The organism is Labilibaculum euxinicum, from assembly GCF_963678175.1.
Taxonomy (GTDB): domain Bacteria; phylum Bacteroidota; class Bacteroidia; order Bacteroidales; family Marinifilaceae; genus Labilibaculum; species Labilibaculum euxinus.
Genome location: NZ_OY782756.1, coordinates 4527500 through 4550651, shown reverse-complemented (window position 1 = coordinate 4550651; position 23152 = coordinate 4527500). Strand labels below are relative to the sequence as shown.

Genomic DNA, 23152 nt, shown 5'->3' with positions numbered 1-23152 from the left:
ATTAAAGTGCTCCGCTAAATCATCACAATAATTATTTTATTAAATTACATCATCAGATGATAAAATTCTTTCTTCTGCTGAATAAAATAACACATTAGATGTCATCTGATATAATTATTCTTACAGCTGATATTATAATTTAATTCGCAGATTATATAATCTATTCATCTGACTTAGATATTTATTACGCAATAGATGTTATTTTATATGCTGATGCATTAATAAGATCAGCAACAATTCTATAATTCCTAAATTAAAAGGAAAAAAGAAGCCAGCATTCCTGCAAATTAGGGACAACCGGGATCAATCGATTCACTCTCTGTGCTACTCTGTGTTCTCCGAGCACTGAAAATCAAGGATTAACAGCAGAAATTAAATAGAGCTGACCACAAAGGACACAGGGGTGCGCGGAGAAGAAAACACCATTTTCAGAACTGAACAGAGCATCTGTTTGAGGAAAAAGGAGAATGTTCATAATTCTGTGTCAAACTATTTCAGGATAAGTCACAATCGGTATTACTGTTTTTTTTGAAATTCGCTTGGCGTAATGTTGAACTCCGCTTTAAAGCAGGATGCAAAATATTTAGGATCAGAGAACCCTACAGAATATGCTACTTCGGAAATGCTAATGTGACTTGATTTTAGCATTTTGGAGGCATGTTTTAGTTTAATGTTACGAATAAATTCAATAGGCGATAATCCTGTAATTGTTTTAATTTTCCTATATAGTGTTGATTTGGATAGGTTTAGTTGTCCGGCAAAAGAGTTGATGTCAAACTCTGTTTCCGTTAAGTTTTTTTCAATAATGAGAATGGCATTTTTTAAAAATTGTTCATCCATTGACGGATAATCTAATGAAGAGATATTTATTTCTTGATTAGATTTAAATTCCTGTTGCTGCTGTTTCTTTTGCAAAGTGAAATTCTGGATTCGTGCCTGTAACACATTTATTTCAAAAGGTTTGGAGATGTAGGCATTTGCTCCGGCATTATAACACTCAATACGATCATCTATGCTGTTTTTGGCGGTAAGAAGAATAATCGAAATATGATTTGTTTCTATATTGTTTTTTAGTGTTCGGCACAGCTCGAGGCCATCCATTTCGGGCATCATTACATCACTAATAATTATATCTATATCCGTTGATTTTACGAGCTCAATAGCTTCTAAACCATTTTGGGCCGTTAATACGTTATAAGATTTGAGCAGGCGTTTTTGAATTATTTTAAGTAGTTCAACATTGTCTTCAACCACCAGGATATTTATGTTGCTGATTTTTGAAGATGTTTCCGGATATTCCTGAAGTTTATCATCTATATTATTTAAATCTAAACTTTGTGCTTCCGGATATATTTCTTCAATTGTATAACTTTTTTTATCAATAGGAATCTCTATGCAGAATGTGGAACCTGTTTTTGGTATGCTGTTAACGGATATTTTCCCGTGATGAAGTTCTACTAAATCTTTTGTCAGAGATAAGCCAATCCCATTTGTTTCGCTTACATCAGTTGTTTTGTTATTATAAAATCGCTGAAAGATATGTTCAATATCTTCGGGTTGAATTCCTATGCCTGTATCTGATACTTTAATCGAAATAAATTCTGTGTTTTCTCTGATGAGAAGAGTAAGCTCAACAATAATTTTTCCATCTCGAGGGGTATATTTAAAAGCATTTGATAGAAGATTAAACAGGATTTTATCCATTTTATCAGCATCAAAATAGGCGCTTATTTCTTGAGGTGTTGAATTTAATTCAAATAGAATATTTTTTTTATCAAACATTGGTATAAAGTGGTTGTAACAGATATCATTTATAAAGGATGAAATGTCCGCCTTTGCAACACGCAATTCCATTTTACCACCTTCCACTTTTCTGTAATCAAGTATTTGCTGAAGTAATCTTTTGAGTCTGACAATGTTCGATCGTATAATCCCAAATTCGGGCATGTTTTTTTGAACTGTGGTTTCAATATCATCTATCAAACAATTTATTATTGTTAAGGGTGTTAGCAGGTCATGAGAAATATTTGTAAAATATTTTAGTTTTGTTTGGGTGATTTCCTCAGATTTACTTTTCTCTATTTGAGTGATTTTCACTTCATTTTTCAATTTACTTCTACCCAGAATTATTTTGAACAGCAGGAATATTCCTAGAGTGAAAGACGAAAAATACAGGAGGTATGCAATGTTTGTTTCATAGTATGCCGGTTTACGGTCAATCGTAAGTTTTGTGATGTTAGTACTCCATAGGTTATGTGCATCAGTAGCTTTAATACAGAAAGTGTAATGTCCTTTTTTTAATTGATTGTAAACCGCAAATTGTCTGTCGTTTTTAGGATAAACCCAATCATTATCTACTCCTTCCAATTTATATGCATACTTTATTTTTTTTGCATTTATATAGTCGAGAGTAGAAAAATAAATTTCAATGTTTTTATCCTCTGGTCTTAAAACAAGAGAGTTGTTTTTGCTATTGAATTCAACCTCATTGTTTTGGCTAAGGATCGATTTGTTTTGTACTTTTATATCTGTAATTTTTGTTTGTACTTTAGTTAAGGGAGAGTTTAATTTTTCTGAAGGGATAAAACGTGAGTATCCTCTGTTTCCACCAATATATATGTATTTTGAATCAGTTGTTTTACAGAAAGATCCTTTGAGATGTGAATTGATTTGAACTCCATCAGAGGCTGAATAGACAAAATAGGCATTGTTTTTTGGATTAAATTCTATTATTCCTTTATAGGTAGTAATCCAAATATTATTGTATTTGTCTGAAATAATATCTAAAATGGCCTCTCCTTTTAGTCCGCAATCTACAGTTCTGTTTGTAAATGATTTATCAGTAGCATTGTATGCAATTAAACTACCTTCTTTTGTGCCAATCCAAATGTTTTCACTCAAATCGGCAGTAATGGATTGGATATGGTCACTCAATAACTTACTTTGAATGTTTTCGATTTCTAAATTGGAAATTTCATCTTCTGTTACTATTTGCGGGATAGCTATTTTATATATTCCTTTATTATTAGAGATTATCCATAAGTTATCATTTGTATCCTGCGTTATTTCGTTTATTGAACCGATTTTCTTATTTATCAGAAATATATTCTCAGATCCTCTTGGTTGAACAAATAAGGCGTTCTTGGTACCGATCCAGATATTAGACTTATTATCTTCAAAAATATGATTTATCTGACCAGGGGCTTTGTATGTATTATTTAGAAAGCTTTCTTTTAGAGAAGTAATGTCAGATCCCTTTTTTTTAATTTTTACAATTTTCGTGTTTTGATCATTTGTTATCCATATTTCATTTAGGCTTGAAATATAGATGATGTTATTCGTTTTGAGTAATTCCGGTATGTTTTTTAATTTTTCGAATTCTGTGAAGTATCTAATTGTTTTTGTTTTTGGTGAATATATAAATAGACCTAACCTATTTTGGTTTACCCAAATATCCTTATCGTTATCAACACATATTGAGGTGAAAGAGGGTGCTATGTTGTTTTTGGTATTAAGAACATCTATTGGGAAATTACTAATTGCAGGTTTGTCAAAATCAATTTTAAACACCCCTTCGCTAAAGGCTCCAATCCATAAACTACCATCTCTGTCTTTTATAATTTCACTAAAAATATTGTTGGTGTTTTTAAGTAATTCTTGTGTGTTGACTGGAATAAGATCACCTGATTTGTCATACATATATGTACTTAATCCAGACAGAGACATTGACCAAATATATTCAACATTATCGTCCTGAGTAAAGCTAAAGAAGGTTTCTTCTTCCTCAGAATAATTCGTCTTAGGAATTGTTATTTGTGTATACAAATCATCATTTTTTGCATTAGGGGTAAACTTATACAAGCCATCATTCCAGGTACCTATCCAGTAATTATTCTGATTATCCTGAAATATTTTAAATGGATTGTTTGTACGTCCAATTTTAGGGTATTGGATAAATCGATCACTTTCCGTATCATATTTATGTAATCCTTCTTCCCATAACGTTAACCAGATATTATGATATGAATCTTCAAAAAGTTTATTAATTCCGCCATTAGGAATTGATTTTGAGTCATTCTGATTATGCGTATATCTTTTTTTTCTTGAAAAATCAGGATTGTATCTGTACACAGCATTTGATGCTCCAACCCAAATGGTACTATCACTGCCAATTAATATATCACGAATGACCATCGATTGCAATATACTATCAGGATGAGTTTTAATTTGATAAGTGTTTCTGTTTAGAATACTTAAACCTTCATTCGTTCCTATCCAAAGGTTATTATTGTTGTCTTCAGCGATACAGGAAATTTCGTTACTGGCAAATAAGTTTGGAGAATAAATATCTGATCTGAAAATTTTTATTCTATTGCCATCATATCTGCACAGTCCTTCGGGAGTTCCAAACCAAATATACCCTTCGCTATCCTGAAAAATTCGATGAACAGAATTGGAGGGTAATTGATCCATTATTGGCAGTTGAGAAACTGAAATATTCTGCGATTTCACATGATTGTTTGAAGCATATAATAATATCAGGAATGATAATGTTAGTATTTTAAATTTCATGGCTGCGTTTATTTTACTCTTGAATAAGCGATATGTAATTTATGGAACTTTTCTCCTCTGTTAATTAATGTCAAATTCCCCTGATCAAATATTACGATGTTGTTACGATATGGGAAATTAGAGGTGAAGTATATTTTAATTGAAAGTTGATAATACAATTCTTATCTGGTTTTCTAAGGTGAATAATCATTCAAAAAGGATTAAATATCTGTCTTTTTACATCTGAAATCCTCTGAAATTAAGCGTTGAATGAATTCTCCCCTATTCGGAATGATCTTTCAACTTTTATCCTGACAAAGATAGACATATTTGTAATGTTAATTTTTCCTAAAAAATATAGCTAATTTAAATATGAGGCGAATTGCACTTATTATTATATCTCTTTGTTTGTTTGAGAATATTGCATTTTCATCGAGTTATTATATTGACTCCCGTAGCGGAAACGATTTAAATAAAGGGGTGAATATTTCGAAACCCTGGCGTAGTTTAAAAAATGTAAATCTTTTAAAATTTAATGCTGGTGATTCTATTCTTTTTAAAAGAGGGTCCGTTTTTAATGGGCAGTTAGTTCTTAATTTGGAAGGGGAAAAAGGGGCATTAATTGTGGTTGGAGCTTATGGAGATACATCGCTTCCTTTTCCCCAAATTAATGGAGCTGGTGATAAAAAATATACACTGTTATTAAATAACCCAGCCTATTGTAAAGTATCTCAGCTTGAAATAACAAATAACGGAGAAAATAGAGCGGCTGGCAGAGTGGGTGTTTATATAAAAGCTGAAGATTCTGGTGAGCGTTTTGATGTAACATTAGATGATTTGGTAATTAGAGATGTAAATGGAAGTTTAGCGAAAGAAGAAGGTGCTGGAGGGGGTATTTTCTGGGAGAATAAAGGTTCTAAAGTAAAATCAAGATTTGTAGGACTAACAATACAAAATTGCCATATCATAAATTGTGGAAGGAATGGCATTTATTCTGGGGGGTATGCTAGTCGGGATAAATGGCATCCCAATTTGAAAATTCTTATATCACACAACCTGATTGAAAGTGTACCCGGTGATGGAATTGTACCTATCGGATGTGATGGTGCTGTAATAGAATATAATGTCATGCGAAATTGTCCTGACATTTTATCACCAAATGAAGCTGCAGCAGGTATTTGGCCATGGAGTTGCGATAATACGATTATCCAGTATAACGAAGTAAGTGGGCATAATGCCAAATGGGATGGACAAGGATTTGACTCAGATTATAATTGTCACAATACTATTATTCAATATAATTATAGTCATGATAATGCGGGTGGATTTTTATTAGTGTGTAACGATGGAAATTCTCTTGGGAAGAGCTGGAATAAAGGCACTCTAAAATCTACTGTTCGTTATAATATTAGCGTAAATGATGGAATAAGAAATTACCCGACCAAACAAAGTGGGTGGTTTACGCCAGTTTTACATATCACAGGGCCTGTTAAAAATACAACGATCTCTAACAACTTGATTGTACAATATCCAAAAGAAAATGATTCCATTGATTCGCGGATATTAAAAATGGGAGATTGGGGGAATAAATGGCCGGAAAATACTCAATTTAAAAACAATATATTTTACGCTGACAGTGGCTTAAAAAGCAAATTTGACTTTGGTGGAGATATTAACACTTCCTTCATCGGGAACTCATTTTTGGGAGATTTTGAAAACCAACCTCAAGGAACAGATCTAACTATTTCAAAAAAAAATATCTGTGAAATATTGCAATCCAAATCCATAGAAGCGAAAATTTCGAGATTAAAGAAATTATTTGATGAGCCGGAACAAGAATATCAATCTTTTCATCCTGGCGAATTATGGTTAGATGATCAAGGAAATCATATCAACGCACATGGAGGAGGTATTCTGTATTATCAAGGAAAATATTATTGGTTTGGAGAACACAAGAGTGCGAATACCAGTCAGGCATTGGTTGGGGTAAGGTGTTATTCTTCCAGTGATCTGTATCACTGGAAAAATGAGGGTGTAGCTTTATCTGTTGAGGAAAATAACAAATTAAGTCCAATTGCAAAAGGGTGTACCATTGAACGCCCTAAAGTAATTTATAATGCAGTCACAAAGCAATTTGTCATGTATTTCCATCTGGAATTAAAAGGGCAAGGTTATCATGCAGCGCAAGTAGGAATAGCAGTAAGTAATGATATGAAGGGACCATATAAATTTGTAAAATCATTAAGACCAAATGCTGGTATATGGCCTGTAAATATGAATCAAGATCAACGGACATCAAGGTTGACGGCTAATGATTTTAAAGAATGGTGGACTCCCGAATGGCGTACTGCCATTGTAGATGGCCTATTTGTGCGACGGGACTTTGAGGGTGGACAGATGTCGAGGGATATGACATTGTTTGTAGATGATGATGGAAAAGCATATCATATTTATTCTTCCGAAGATAATTTAACCATTCATATTGCAGAGCTAACTAATGATTATTTGAATTATACAGGTAAGTATGTTCGTTTATTTCCTGGCGGGCATAATGAAGCACCTGCTTTATTTAAAAAAGAGGGTAAATATTATTTAATCACATCCGGATGTACAGGATGGGCGCCTAATGCAGCACGTTCAGCTGTAGCTTCATCCATTTGGGGACCGTGGGAAACTCTTGGGAATCCCTGTCGTGGAGAAGGATCGGAGTTGACTTTTTCATCGCAAAGTACCTGTATATTTCCTGTACATGGAGAAAAAAAATCATTCATTTTTATGGCTGACAGATGGAATCCTAAGAATCACTTGGATGGCCGTTATGTTTGGTTGCCAATTTCGTTTGAGAACGGTAAGCCAATCATTAAATGGGCAAAAGAATGGGATAAATATGTTTTTGACTAAACTGGAAATGAGAACTGTGTATGTTTTTGTTGCTGGTTTTAAGATAGTTGAATAAATAATTTACTAAGTAAAAATTTTAATTTATGGAAAAACGATTTACAAGGTATTGGTTTCCTTTGGGAAGCAGTACAAAAACCTTGTTGCGATTAACGTTGACTAATCTTTTTGTTTTTGCAACAATGCTTACTGGATGGGCGGATGATCATAATCCCCAAGGTGAGGGGTATCAGCTGTTATCTGATAATAACAAACCCTCTCTGTATGAAAATTCGTCGCTGGAAGTTCAGAAAAAAAAGGAGATTAAAGGATCTGTTAAAGACAAGAGTGGAATGGGAATACCTGGTGTTAATGTATTTGTTAAAGGTACATTCATTGGTGTAACCACTGACATTAACGGTTATTATGCGATAAGTGTTCCAGCAGAATCTGAGCTTCTGGTTTATTCTTTTGTGGGGATGCTTGAAAAGGAGATGGCTATTGGAAACAAACTTACGATTGATGTTGTAATGGAAGAATCAAGCATTGATCTGGATGAGGTGGTTGCCATTGCCTATGGTTCGCAAAAAAAGACTACAATTACTGGAGCTGTGTCTACAGTTTCAGGAGAGCAATTATTAAAAACTCCAACAGGATCTTTGTCTAATGCATTATCTGGTTCGGTAACAGGATTGTCATCAGTACAATATTCCGGAGAGCCGGGAGCGGATGATGCTGAGATTTATATTAGAGGTGTTACGACATTGAATAATTCGTCTCCTTTGATTCAGGTAGATGGTGTTGAACGTGAGTTTTCTCAGTTAGATCCGAATGAAATAGAAAGCATTACTATTTTAAAAGATGCTTCGGCAACGGCTGTTTTTGGTGTGCGTGGAGCCAATGGTGTTATATTAATTACTACCAAACGAGGAAAAGAAGGAAAGGCTAAAATATCTTTTTCATCTTCTACTGGTTATCAAATGCCCACAAAATTACTTGAATTTGCAGACAGTTATGAATATGCAAGTTATTATAATGAAGCGCAGGCTAACGATGGTGTGAGCGCTGGTAGTTATAAATTTCAGCCTGATGTTCTAGAAGCTTTCAAAACACATTCTGATCCAATACTATATCCGGATGTAGATTGGCTCGATCAATTATTAAAGAAGGGAGCAATTCAAACTCAGCATAATGTAAATATCTCTGGAGGAGCTGAGAAAATAAGATATTTTGTGTCTTTAGGAGCTTTTACACAAGAAGGTTTATTTAAAACTTTTGATTCGGGATACGATTTTAATTTTGATTTCAAACGATATAATTACCGTGCTAACCTTGATTATGATATTTCAGAAAGCACTCTGTTAACTCTAAATTTAGGTGGCCGTATTGAAGATAAAAACACGCCGATTTCTAACGAAGATCAGAATCAGTTATTTCGCCAGCTTTATTGGGCAACTCCTTTCGGAGGTGCAGGTATAGTTGATGGCAAAAGGGTTGTGACAAATACTGATTATTTGCCGGATGCCGGTAGTGATGGACTTTCTCCTTACTATGGAAAAGGATTTAATGCTAAATCAACCAATGTTCTTAATGTTGATTTGGCTTTAAAGCAGGAACTTGATTTTGTTACAGAAGGTTTATTTTTTAAAGTTAAAGGATCCTATAACAGCACATTTTACCATACAAAAACCAGAAGTTCATCCACTCCTTTTTATACTCCGATTAAGACAAGTGATGGGGGAGTTGAATACAAGAAAAGCGGGGATGACGCAGAACTGAATTATGGTGAAAGTTTTGATAAAGGACGTAATTGGTATGCTGAAGCAAGTATTAACTACGATCGTAAATATGGAAAGCACACTATTGGCGCTCTTGCTTTGTACACTCAATCTAAAAAATATTATCCAAAACAATATACAGATATTCCCTCAGGTTATGTGGGAATGGTTGGTCGTATAACATACGATTGGAGTACCCGCTATATGGCAGAATTTAATGTTGGATACAATGGGTCCGAAAATTTTGCACGTGCTAAGCGATATGGATTCTTTCCTGCTGGATCTTTAGCTTGGGTTGTATCTGAAGAAAACTTCATGAAGGAATTTAAAAATGTCATTAATTACATGAAATTGAGAGGTTCTTATGGGGTTGTAGGAAATGATAAATACTATGTAGGAAATACGCAGCAACGATTTATGTACATTCCTGATTCCTATGTACTTGGTGGAAGTGGGTATAATTTTGGAACCAATGTAGGTTCAAATCAACCAGGAGCCTATGAAAGTTCAAAATCGAATAAAGATGTAACATGGGAAAAAGCTTACAAGCAAAATTATGGTATTGATTTGGCATTCTTAAAAGAGCGTTTTAAAGTGTCTGTAGATGTATTTAGTGAGCACCGAGAAGATATTTTAGTGAAGTCTGAGACGACACCTAATATTGTAGGCGTTTCTTTGCCAGTTATAAATATGGGGGTGGTTGATAGCCATGGTTATGAGATTGCCTTGAAATGGAGTGATGAGATAGGCGAAAATTTTAAGTATTGGGTGAACACGAACCTCTCATTTGCAAAAAATAAAATCATTGAAAAAGGAGAAGTTAAGCCCAATGAGGATTATATGTGGCAAACCGGCAGACCAGTGGGATCTAATATCATTCGTAAATTTTGGGGTTTCTATGATGAAACAGCTAATGACCGGTATAAAGCACAATATGGGCAGGATATTGCTGTACACGCAGGAGGTTTAGAGCCGGGAGATGTTGTTTATGTTGATTTAAATAGAGACGGAACAATTGATTCGGATGATGTAACAAAAGCTGGTTATACCAATAATCCGGAGTATGTGGCAGGTATGAATCTTGGCTTTTCATGGAAGAATCTGGATTTTAGTATGCAATGGACTGGTGCTTGGAATACTTCCCGCTTACTTCAGGAAACATTTCGTAATCCGATGGGAGATACGAATACAAAAGGTTTGTTATCGTATCAATACAAACAGCGTTGGACTCCGGAAACTGCTTCAACAGCAAAATTACCGCGTGCTACTCTTGCTCATAAAACAAATAATTATCAAAGTTCTGATTTGTTTTTAGTTGATGCCAGCTACCTGCGGTTGAAAAATATTGAAATAGGCTATAAGTTAAATCTTCCGGTGTTTCAAAGAGCTGGTATAGACAATTGTCGCTTATATCTTAGTGGTTATAACTTACTTACATTTTCAAAATTTAAGTTAGGTGATCCGGAATCAAAAACGAGTTCCCGACCAGCGTATCCATTAACAAGGGTGATAAATCTAGGATTGAAATTGGCTTTTTAATTCTTTAATGTATACTACTATGAAAAATATAAAATTATTACTTGTGTCATTTGTAATTGGCACATTAACAGTTGTTTCATGTGTTGATGATGTAACAGTTGGAGATGACTTTTTAGAAAAGCAACCAGGTGTTGATGTTACTCAGGATACGATATTTAGTAATGCAGAATATTCACGACGTTTTTTGTGGAATACGTATAGTAAACTGTATTATGGACTGCCAGTTTATTGGAATAGTATTGACAATAAAATGAACATGGGAATGTTCGAAACTTTGTCTGACTGTTGGCATAGCCATTTAAGTTGGGATGGAGTTAATAGGAGCTATTATTCGGGAAGTTATAGTGCTGGTACCGAAGAGTCGAGTGATGCTACCCGTTTTGGTTTCACAAAAGAGGAGGTATGGGAAGCCGTTCGTCAGGCTTGGTTATTTATTGAAAATGTCGATAATGTACCTGATATGGGAACGGATGAAAAAGAAAGGTTGAAAGCTGAAGCAAAAGTAATTATTGCATCAAGATATTTTGACTTGTTTCGTCACTATGGAGGTTTACCTATTGTTGATCATGCATTTGAAGTTAGCAGCGACGAAGCGGCTTATTATACCAAACGTGCTACAGTGGATTCCACAGTTCTGTTTATGACTGGATTATTGGATGAAGCAGCAAAAGTTTTGCCATGGTCGTTAGATGCTGAAGATATCTCAAATTGGGATGGTCGTTTTACATCAGCATCCGCAATGGGTTTAAAATGTAAAGTTTTATTATTTGCTGCCAGTCCTTTGTTTAATGATAGTGAGCCTTATTGTACTGAAGGAACCCAAGATGCAGTAACTAACCTTCAAGTTTGGTATGGAGGATATAAATCGGAGTTATGGGATGAATGTCTGTCTGCTTGTAACAACTTTTTTCAGGAATTAAGCAATAATGGAGTTTATTCTTTAGCACAGGCATCGGGAACTGATGTTGATGATTATCGAGATGCTTTCCGATCTGCTTATTTTACACGTGGAAGTGGCAGTAACAATCCTGAAATGTTAATATCAACACGCATACGTTATACCTATGGTAACAATAACCAATGGGATTATTACTTCCCGCAATCTTGCCAAAATGGGGCTTTTACTCCAACACAGGAATTTATAGAAATGTTTCCTATGGCAGATGGAACTGCTTTCAATTGGACTGATCATGTATCAGATATGTTTACAAATAGAGACCCTCGCTTGTATGAAACTGTTTTGGTCAATGGGGCTAAATATCAAGGACGTCAAGCAGAATTGTGGGTAGGTGGTCGAGAAGCTCAGCAAAATCCGGCGCAAGAAACCGGACAATACGCTACCGGTTATGCAAATTTCAAATACGTACTTGATTTTTCAGATAACTTAAACGAGCCAACCCTTTGGCCATACCTTCGTTTATCGGAATTATATCTAACATATGCCGAAGCGTTAATGAAAACCGGAAATTTTGGGGAAGCGATTGCTAAAGTGGATGAAGTTAGAGCCCGGGTTGGACTAAAAGGATTGGTAGAATCAAATCCTGGTAAGAATATGTTTAGCGAAAGTGTACTAATGGAAGAAATTCTTAGAGAACGGGCTTGTGAATTAGGTTTAGAGGATGTACGTCTTTTTGATATGACCCGTAATAAAAGGGCGGATCTTTTTTCTAAGCAACTTCATGGTTTAAGAATTTATAGAGCTGACGGAATAGAAGATTCATGGTCTGATAAAAGTTCAGATACACGAGGCGATCGTCCTAGCGAGTTTACTTATGAAGTTTTTGAACTAACAAATGCAACCCGATCTTGGTGGACAAGTTTCTCTCCAAAATGGTACTTGTCAGCTTTTCCTCCCGAAGAAGTGAACAAAGATTATGGGTTAACACAAAATCCGGGATGGTGATAAATCAAAACTGCACATTAAAAAAGATGATTATGCGAATACAATATAGATATATCATACTGAGCTTGTTTGTGCTTTTGACCATGAAAGGATGGTCGCAAACAGGAGACACAACAGGAAAAATTATTGATCGGAATGGAAATCCAGTTTCAGGAGCTGTTGTTTCCATCGAAAGTAATCCGGAAAATAAAGTATATACAAATACTAATGGTGAGTTTAATATTTTTGTTCAAGATTCAGCAGGCTTAGTTGTTCAAACCTCAAATAATGGATTTAAAAAGGTTTCCGTTAAAAACGGGGAATCTATAACAATACAGATGGATTTTTTCTCTGAGGCAGTAGAATTAGGTTATGGAATTCATCAAACAATTGGGGAGTCTACAGGAGCTATTTCTTTAACTACTCATGAGCAAGTAAATCAGCGTTCTGCGTTTAGTGTGTCCAATGCATTATATGGTAATGCACTGGGACTAACAGCAATGCAAAATAGCGGACCTGTTTGGGATACAGGAGCTACTCTGTCAATCAGGGGCTTACAGACCTTATCGAATAATGGTATTTTAGTTGTGGTTGATGGAATAGAGCGAGATATTCAATACGTTGTACCCGAGGAGGTTGAATCGGTATCGGTATTGCGTGATGCTGCAGCTGTTGCATTGTATGGCTATAAAGGTATTAATGGAGTCCTTTCAATCACCACTTTGCGAGGTAAATACCAGACCAGCGAAATAAATGTTAGTTATGATCATGCCTTTAACTGGCAGTCACGCCTGCCAAAGTTTGCAGACTCATATACATATGCAAGTGCTGTAAATGAAGCATTGAGCAACGATGGTAAATCAGCTCGGTATTCTGAAAATGAACTTGGTGCTTTTAAAAGTGGAGAATATCCAAATTTGTATCCGAATATTGATTGGATGGACGAAGTGTTTCGCGAGAACGGTTGTTCGAATATGTATAATGTGAATTTTCGTGGAGGAGGTAAAAAAGTACGCTATTTTACTATGCTTAACTTACAGGGAAATCAGGGGTTTATTGATAATTCTGAACTGAACGATGGATATTCTACCCAAATGAAGTATTCAAAAGGTAATATTCGAACCAATTTGGATATTGATGTAAGTTCAACAACTACTGTTCAGGTTAATCTTATGGGAGTGTTAAATGAATTTTCACGTCCAGGGCTTGGATCTGATAATTTAATATCCAAGTTATATTCAACTCCATCTGCAGCTTTTCCAATTAAAACAAGTGAAGGAATATGGGGTGGAAGTGAAACTTGGGGAAGTAATATGAACCCTGTTGCATTAACACAGGCTCGTGGATACTCTAAAGGACATACTCGTTCATTATATGCTGATGTAAAATTAACGCAGGATCTTAAAACAATCACTGAAGGTTTAAGTGCTTCGTTGCGTGCAGGATATGATAATGTTGCGGCTTATTGGGAAGGACATACTAAAAATTATGCCTATGCCAGCGAGAATGTTGGCAGTTGGGTAGACGGTAAACCATCTGATGTTTCTACTTATTCTGCAGGAGCGGATAGTGGTATTGACTTTGGAAGCAAATTAGATTGGCAGGATCGTCATTCAAACTTGTTTACAAATGTAGATTACCAAAAGGAATCAGGAAAAAACAAGATTTTTTCGTCTTTAATGTATTCGTACGAGCATCATGTGAAAAATAGTCAAAATCATACTTATTATCGCCAAAATGTTGCGGGATATATACATTACGTTTATAACAATCGTTATGTGGCTGATCTTACTTTGGCAACTTCAGGTTCTAATAAATTGGCTCCCGGCGAAAAATGGGGATTTTCACCAACAGTTTCAGCAGCATGGATTATCTCAAATGAGAATTTTATGAAAAATGTAAAGCCTGTTGATTTTCTTAAATTAAGAGCTTCCTGGGGAATTATTAATACCGATTATATTCCAACTGAAGATTACTGGGAACAAACTTTTGGCAGCGGTGGCTCATATCCTTTAGGAGGAAGTTATTCCGATTATGGTGGTATGTGGGAAGGACGTTTAGCTTCAACCAATACCAGTCGTGAAAAAGCGATAAAATATAATTTAGGTATAGATGCCGGTATATTAAATGGTGTGGTTATTACAGCGGATACTTACTTTGAAAAAAGAAAGGATATTTGGGTATCGGCCGGAGGAGCAAATTCTGCTGTCCTGGGAATATCATCGCCTTATACAAATGCAGGGATTGTTGATAGTTGGGGACTTGAAACCGGGGTAAATTATAATAAACAATTGGGTGATTTTAAAATATCTTTGGGTGGTAAATTTACTTTAGCTAAAAATAAAGTAAAGGAAATGCTTGAGGAACCAAAAGCCAATGAATATTTGAGACAGACAGGAAAATCTGTCGATCAGATTTTTGGACTTCAGGCTATAGGATTCTTTGTCGATCAGGCAGATATTGCTAATAGTCCGGCTCAACAATTTAATGAAGTAAAACCCGGAGATATTAAGTTTAAAGATCAAAATAATGATGGCGTAATTAATGACTACGATAATGTGGCGATGGGCTATAATACAAGCGTTCCTGAAATTTATTATTCTTTCGATTTGGGTTTTGAATGGAAAGGTTTAGGTCTTAGTGCTACTTTTCAAGGGGTAGAGCGATATACTGCAATATTGAATACACAAAGTGTGTATAGGCCATTGGTTGATAATACAACTATTTCAGAGCATTATTATAATAATCGCTGGACACCGGAAAATCCATCCGCAAAGTATCCTCGCCTGACAACAGAAAGCAACGACAACAACTTTCAAACTAACTCAGTATGGCTCGCAGATGCATCTTTTCTAAAACTAAGAAACTGTGAAATTTACTATAAATTGGCTGAAACTTATCTTTCAAAACTGAGATTGAAATCAGCTAAATTTTATGTGCGTGGTATTGATTTGCTCTGCATTGATAATATCAATTTGTCAGACCCTGAATCTGTAGGAGTGGCATACCCGATGACTCGTTCAATAAATGTAGGTTTAGCCATTGGGTTTTAATAATTCATTATTTAAATTTTTTCGAATTATGAAAATTAAATATATATTAATTGCTTTAGGTTTTCTCATAACGTTTAATGCGTGTGATGATGAAATGAACTATGACGAATTTGTTAGTTTAGATGAAGAGCAAGTGTTTTCAAGCTTCAGTCGTACGATGAGCTTTGTTTCCAATATTTATAATTATCTCGATTATGATTTTGGAAATTATGGAGGCGCTATGTTATCCTCGGCCTCCGATGAGTCTGATTATGTGTGGACTTCTTCTGATATTCATGATTTTTATAATGGTGCGTGGAGTGCCGGCAATGCTAAATCAAATATATGGAATAAGAGTTACGAAGCTATTCGTGCTGTCAATTTTTATCTGGATGCTTCAGAGGGGCAAACGTTCTCTGACTTTAAATACAATGAAGATTATAATGAGCAAATGGAACGTTATGAGCGTTACCAATATGAAGTGCGTTTTTTGAGAGCTTATTTTTATTTTAATCTTGTGAGACAATATGGTGATGTTCCTTTGGTAACAAAAGTGCTGACGGAAGATGAAGCTAATTCAGTTCTTCGCACCGATAAGTCAGAAATATTTGATTTTATTGTTGCTGAGTGCGACAGGATTGTGAATAATTTACCTGTTACATATGAGGACTTATCTTACACTGAGACTGGTCGTGTTAGTAGAGCTGCAGTATTGGCATTGAAAGCTCGTACGCTTCTTTATCAAGCAAGTTCACTTTTCAATACGAGCAATGAGTCGTCTTTATGGTATAAGGCCGCTTTGGCGAATAAGGCCGTAATAGATTCTTGTTCACAATATGGTATTGTACTGGGCAAATACTCTGATTTATGGGGAACAGATAATTATAAAAATTCAGAAATGATATTCGTTCGCAGGGTAGGTTCATTAAATTCTTTGGAATCTTATAATTTTCCTATTGGAGTTGAAGGGGGAAATTCAGGTAATTGTCCTACTCAAACTTTAGTGGATGCTTATGAAATGAAATCTACCGGATTATTGTGGAATGAAGATGGTAGTGGATACAATTCTAATAAGCCCTATGAAGGGAGAGATCCACGTTTTAATATGACTGTCGCTAAAAATGGAGATACTGGCTGGCCTACTTACTACAGTTCTGAATTGCAGATTTTTGAAGGAGGAGCAAATGGATCACCTATTTCAGGCGCTTCAACTACAGGCTATTATTTAAAAAAATATATGGATGCTTCTGTAGATTTGCGTTCAAATCATGTGACAGACAAGCGCCACTCATGGATTACATATCGCTTGGGTGAATTTTACTTAAATTATGCCGAAGCTGTTTATCATTATTTGGGATCTCCGGATGCAACAAGTGCTGATTTTGATATTTCTGCTGTTGATGCAGTAAATGTAATCCGACATCGATCAGATGTGAACATGCCTTCTTTGTCTGCAGGTTTAACAAATGTTGAGTTTGAAGCTAAATATAAAAATGAGCGCATGGTTGAATTAGCCTTTGAAGGACATCGGTTTTGGGATGTAAGACGATGGAAAGAAGGAGAAGTTTTAAAAAGTGTTACCTGTATGAAGATAGAACAAAAAGAGGATGAATCTTTTAAATACAGCAGATTTGAGAAAGAAAGATCTTGGGATAACAAGATGTATCTTTTTCCTATTCCAGATTCTGAAATTAGGAAGAATCCAAATCTAACTCAAAATACAGGATGGTAGTGCTAAGTATAAAAATTATAAACTAGTATCAATATGAAACGTCCGTGCCAAGGTGATTTTTACACACAGTGGGATGATTATTCCAGCATGGTAAGTTCCATATAGCAACTAAAACAAATTATAATTATATGAAACAACAATCGTTTATATATGCAACAATATTGCTTGCAGCTGTTTTTTTTAGCAGTTGTGATAAAAAATTTGAGGTTTTTGAAGATACAGTGGATGGAAATGATCTTCCAACTAATGTTGAGTCTGTTACCTCGGAGGCATTGCCGGGTCAAATTTTGTTAAAATGGGATGTCCCTTTGGATTCCAATTATTATTATCTTCAAATGAGTTATTATGATCACTTAGCTGAAAAAAAGGTATTTGAAGTGATATCTGTTTATGCTGATTCGATATTAATTGATAATACAAGAGCTAAATATGGAGATTATGAATTTGCATTTCAGGCGTTTAATAAAAACGGACAAGGAAGCGGTAAAATAAATGTTGTGGCTAAATCTGGTATTGCTCCAGCAACAGAAACCATTACAGCGACTAAAATAGAGCTGGAAGCATCTCAGTTGAGTACGAATAATCAAGAGCCAAAAGAAGGGCCTATTGCCAATTTAATTGACGGCAATTCAAGTTCTTTTTTTCATACTCGATGGAGTTCTCCGCAGATACCAATGCCACAGTACATTCAGATTGATTTGAATGAACCTATTGACGATTTTCAGTTTTATTTGGTGAACAGAGAATGGTCTCAGCAAGCGCCAAAAATAGTAGAGATACAAATTAGTAATGACGGAGTTAACTGGGAAACTGTTAAAACTATTTCTTCAGGGTTACCTTCTGCAGGAGGTGCTGATTATACTTCTGAAATTTTTAGACCTGGTCGTACGTTCTCTCATTTTAGATATAATTGTTTAGAAACTTTTAATAATAGAAATTATTTTAACTTAGCGGAATTTGTATTGTATGATGTCGATATTGATACATACGATCCTGAGTTGTAGTTAAAATTTGTATTATCAGCCTACTGCTATATTAATTTATAGCAGTGGGCTTTTTATGGTTATGAGTGGGCGCTTTTTATATGGAACGTTGGATTGTTTTTTGAATTCACTGTTTTAATTTGATTATTGATTCTGTTGGAGAAGAGAAAGAATCTCAAGTTATATTTTGTTAGATATATAATTGATGATTTTACTCTTTCCTAAAAAACGATAATGAGTTAGGTGCAGAAAGATGTTTAGGTGTGTTTTGAAGATTTAATAAAATAATAATGAAGAAATATGTTTTAATATTCCTGTTAGGATTGATACAGGTTCAATTGGCAACAGGACAAATTAACGATTGGGAAAATCCACGGGTTTTTGGCATTAATAAGGAAGCCGCCAGAGCAACTTTTTTGCCTTATCAAAGCAAAGAGGCAGCTATTGCTGATGATTGTCAAAAATCAGATTGGTATTTGTCTTTAAATGGAATTTGGAAATTTAACTGGGTGTATAAACCAGAAGACAAACCAAAGGATTTTTATACAGAAGAATATGATACTTCAGATTGGGGTGAGATGCCTGTACCGGGAAATTGGGAGTTAAAAGGGTATGGTACTCCAATTTACACCAATATTAACTATCCTTTTCCTAAGAATCCTCCGTTTATCGATCACAGTCACAATCCGGTTGGAAGCTATAAGCGAAATTTTACATTACCGGAAGGATGGAAAAACCGTAGAGTGTATATTCATTTTGAGAGTGGAGCAGCGGCTATGTATGTGTGGGTAAACGGACAAAAGGTTGGATACAGTCAAAATACCAAAAGTCCTACCGAGTTTGATATCACAAAATACGTTCGAAAAGGTGAAAACAACATTGCCATAGAGGCTTATCGATGGAGTGATGGATCTTATTTGGAAGATCAGGATTTTTGGAGGCTATCCGGCTTCGACCGAAGTATTTACATGTATAGTCCGGATCAAATTCGTATTGCAGACTTTTTTGCAAAAGCAGCTTTGGATGCAAATTATAAAAATGGATTACTGGATGTAGATATTGACCTTGCCAATAAGCTTTCCGAAACAAAGTTAGTTCGTGTAAATGTTAATTTGATTAGTAACGCAGGCAAACAAATTTTATCGACCAGCTCTTCAGTTGAACTGAAAAGTGAGAGTGAACAACAAATTCATATTAAAGATAAAGTAAATAAACCGTTGCAATGGAGCAATGAGACGCCAAATTTATACACGCTTTTAATTACATTATCGGATCGTGATGGAAAGCTAATTGAAGCTGCATCGTGTAAAGTTGGCTTCAGAAATGTAGAGATAAAAGATGCTCAGTTAATGATTAACGGAAAGCCCGTTTTGGTGCGTGGAGTTAATTTGCACGAGCACAATGCATACAATGGACATGTTGTTGATAAAGAAACGATGTTGAAAGATATCAAACTCATGAAACAGCATAACATTAACGCGGTGCGTATGAGTCATTATCCTCAAAGTCCTTTATGGTATAAATTATGCGACGAGTATGGACTGTTTTTAGTTGATGAGGCGAATATCGAGACTCATGCGATGGGTGCAGAATGGCAAGGTTGGTTCAATAAAGATGTGCATCCGGCATACTCACCAGAGTGGGCGCCAGCACATAAAGACAGAGTGGAACGTTTATTTCAACGTGATAAAAACCATCCGTCGGTAATTATTTGGAGTATGGGGAATGAATGCGGAAACGGCCCTGTCTTTTATGATATTTACGATTGGTTGAAAAAGGCAGATCCAACCCGTCTGGTTCAGTTTGAGCAGGCCGGGCAGAATCGGAATACAGATATTGTTTGTCCAATGTATCCAGGCATGGAAAGTATGAAAAAATATGCTGACCGTATTGATGTAACCCGACCCTATATTATGTGTGAATATTCACATGCAATGGGGAATAGCAACGGGAACTTTCAGGAGTATTTTGATATTATTACTTCAAGCAAACAAATGCAGGGTGGTTTCATCTGGGATTGGGTAGATCAGGGATTGCAGGCAACAGATGATTCTGGCAGAGCTTACTGGGCTTATGGTGGAGATATTGGAGGTTACAAATATACAAATGATGAAAATTTCTGTGCCAACGGTCTTGTTTCTCCTGATAGAATACCACATCCAGGTTTAGAGGAAGTTAAAAAAGTATATCAGGACATATTATTTTTTAATCAGGATATTGAAAATGGTATTGTAACCATTCAGAATCGATTTCTAACTCGAAATTTAAAAGAATATGCTTTTAAATGGATACTGAAAAAGAATGGTGAGATGAGTGCAGAAGCTCCGTTTAAAGTCTCATTAAATGCCGGGGAATCAAAGGAGGTTAAATTAAAGCTTCCTAAAATAACTTCTTCGAAAGGAGTAGAATATACATTGGATATTTATGCTTTTACTGCAAAAGCAGAAGCTTTAATTCCTGTTGGATTTGAGATTGCAAGGGAACAATTTGTTTTTAAAGGCAATGATTATTTTGAAAAAGAGCATGCAGTAACCGGAGATATCTCTTACGAGGACAAAAACAACCGGATTGTTATATCAGCTTCAAATAGTAAGATTACTATTGATAAATGGAGTGGTTTATTGTCAGGATATCAATACAAAGAAACAAATTTGTTGAATGGAAGTGTTGAACCTGATTTTTGGAGAGCTCCAACCGATAATGATTTTGGAAATGGAATGCCTTCGAAATTAAATATATGGCGAAATGCAGGACAAAACAGAACCGTAAAAGATGTAAAAGTAACTCAAACGGATCATTTTGTTACGGTTGAATCTGACTTGTGGTTAAACGACGTTGCAAGCCCATATCAATTAACTTATACCGTTTATGCAGATGGCAAAATCAAAGTAGATGTTAAATGGATTGCAGGCAGAGAGGGACTTCCGGAAATTCCCCGCTTTGGTATGCAGTTAAAATTAAACAATCAGTTTGATCAGTTTAGTTATTATGGCAGAGGTCCATGGGAAAATTATTCGGATAGAAATACTTCAAGTTTTATTGGAATCTATTCAAGTACTGTAGCTGATCAGCAAGTTGATTATATCAGACCTCAGGAGAATGGAAACAAAACGGATGTGAGGTGGTTAACATTGACAAATAACGAGGGAATAGGATTAGAAATTAAAGGATTACAGCCTTTAAGCGTGAAAGTGTCTCATAACCCGGTAGAAGATCTTGATTCAGGTTTAACTAAAAAACAAAGACATCCAAGTGATGTTACTCCTCGACATCAGGTTTATCTGAATGTTGATTTTAAACAACGTGGATTAGGAGGTGATGATAGTTGGGGACGTTATCCGCATAAACCATATTTATTATTGGATAATACGTATAGCTATAGCTATACAATTAGTGCCGTAGAAAAGGCGAATTAAATCTATTGTTTGATCTCCCATATCTGCTTGCAAATATGGGAGACAACTTTAAATAGAAATTTTTGTAGAAGATAATTGTATTATCTGGAATAATTCATTTAGAAGTATTATGAAATTTAAAAATAAAAACATTTTACTGATAGGACTTGCAGCATTGTTTGTTGCTTGTTCTGCCACAGGTTCAAAGAGTAAGGATAATGCAGCAACTTTATCTAAAATTAAAAAAAATGATGTCGTTTCAATTATCAAAAAGGTAAATGATCATTGGCAATTGACCCATCAAGAATCTGGATGTGCTTTTTGGGACAATGCAGCTTACCATACTGGCAATATTGCGGCTTATAAGCTTACAGGAATAGAGAAATATAAAGCTTATTCTGAGGCTTGGGCGAATAAGAATGAGTGGAAAGGCGCAAAATCAGATAATAAGGCGAATTGGAAATATACATATGGAGAATCACATGAGTTTGTGTTGTTTGGCGATTGGCAAATTTGTTTTCAAACCTATATCGACTTATATAATCTTTCTGAGGAAAAGGATTCTTTGAAAATAGCTCGTGCCATCGAAGTAATGGAATATGAAATGAGCACAGAAAATAACGATTATTGGTGGTGGGCCGATGGTTTGTATATGGTAATGCCTGTAATGACTAAACTTTATAAAGTGACCAATAATGAATTTTATCTGGAGAAGTTATACGAATACTTTAAATATGCGCAAAGCATTATGTACGATGAAGAAACCGGATTGTTTTTTAGAGATGCAAAATATGTATATCCAAAACACAAATCTGTTAATGGATTAAAAGATTTTTGGGCAAGAGGCGATGGATGGGTATTTGCCGGATTGGCAAAAATAATTCAAGATATGCCTGATAGCTACGTGCATAAAGCTGAATTTATTGATATTTATAAAAAGATGGCATCAACTTTAAAAGATTCTCAACAACAAGAAGGTTATTGGACCCGCAGTATTTTAGATGCAGAGCATGCGCCGGGTCCTGAAACCAGTGGAACAGCATTTTTTACTTATGGCTTTTTATGGGGGATGAACAATGGAATTCTTTCAAAAGAGGAATATAGCTCAGTTGCTGCTAAATCCTGGACTTATTTAACCACGGTTGCTTTGCAGGATGATGGAACGGTAGGATATGTTCAGCCTATTGGTGAAAGAGCGATTCCAGGTCAGCAGGTTGATGAAAATTCAACATCAAATTTTGGCGTTGGTGCATTTCTTTTAGCTGCTTCTGAATTGGTAATTTATATCGAAAATTAATACAAATAATGCCCTGCCTGTTATGATTTATCTATATAGGCGGGGATTTTTAATGTAAATTGCATTTTTCACTTTTATTGAAAATG

9 protein-coding genes are annotated in these 23152 nt (G+C 35.3%); 8 read left to right on the top strand and 1 reads right to left on the bottom strand.

Annotated features, from left to right (window positions below; genetic code table 11):
* Positions 1-516: 516 nt before the first annotated feature.
* Positions 517-4572 carry a hybrid sensor histidine kinase/response regulator transcription factor gene (locus tag ACY0M5_RS17930; RefSeq protein ID WP_461630121.1) on the bottom strand — a complete coding sequence of 1352 codons (4056 nt, stop codon included), beginning with the start codon at positions 4570-4572 and terminating at the stop codon, positions 517-519.
* Positions 4573-4923: 351 nt separating this feature from the next.
* Here ACY0M5_RS17930 and ACY0M5_RS17925 point away from each other — a divergent pair, with 351 nt between their 5' ends.
* The 8 genes from ACY0M5_RS17925 to ACY0M5_RS17890 all read left to right on the top strand — a co-directional run bounded on the left by ACY0M5_RS17925 (position 4924) and on the right by ACY0M5_RS17890 (position 23066).
* On the top strand, positions 4924-7452 hold the full coding sequence (locus tag ACY0M5_RS17925) for a family 43 glycosylhydrolase (RefSeq protein ID WP_461630120.1): 2529 nt from the start codon (positions 4924-4926) through the stop codon (positions 7450-7452).
* 83 nt (positions 7453-7535) lie between these two features.
* On the top strand, positions 7536-10745 hold the full coding sequence (locus tag ACY0M5_RS17920; RefSeq protein ID WP_461630119.1) for a SusC/RagA family TonB-linked outer membrane protein: 3210 nt from the start codon (positions 7536-7538) through the stop codon (positions 10743-10745).
* Between the two features lie 19 nt (positions 10746-10764).
* Complete coding sequence (locus tag ACY0M5_RS17915; protein ID WP_461630118.1) at positions 10765-12648, top strand: RagB/SusD family nutrient uptake outer membrane protein; 1884 nt, start codon at positions 10765-10767, stop codon at positions 12646-12648.
* 32 nt (positions 12649-12680) lie between these two features.
* The gene (locus ACY0M5_RS17910) at positions 12681-15680 is read left to right on the top strand and encodes a SusC/RagA family TonB-linked outer membrane protein (protein ID WP_461630117.1); all 3000 of its coding nucleotides are present in this window, start codon (positions 12681-12683) and stop codon (positions 15678-15680) included.
* 28 nt (positions 15681-15708) lie between these two features.
* Positions 15709-17391, top strand: coding sequence for a RagB/SusD family nutrient uptake outer membrane protein (locus ACY0M5_RS17905; RefSeq protein ID WP_124991045.1), 1683 nt, complete (start codon positions 15709-15711; stop codon positions 17389-17391).
* Positions 17392-17519: 128 nt separating this feature from the next.
* On the top strand, positions 17520-18395 hold the full coding sequence (locus ACY0M5_RS17900; protein ID WP_461630116.1) for a discoidin domain-containing protein: 876 nt from the start codon (positions 17520-17522) through the stop codon (positions 18393-18395).
* Positions 18396-18664: 269 nt separating this feature from the next.
* Entirely contained in the window at positions 18665-21790 is a 3126-nt protein-coding gene (gene lacZ / locus ACY0M5_RS17895; RefSeq protein ID WP_461630115.1) for a beta-galactosidase, LacZ type, read from the top strand.
* 109 nt (positions 21791-21899) lie between these two features.
* Positions 21900-23066: a glycoside hydrolase family 88/105 protein gene (locus ACY0M5_RS17890; RefSeq protein ID WP_461630114.1), complete on the top strand. Its 1167-nt coding sequence runs from the start codon at positions 21900-21902 to the stop codon at positions 23064-23066.
* Positions 23067-23152 lie beyond the last annotated feature (86 nt).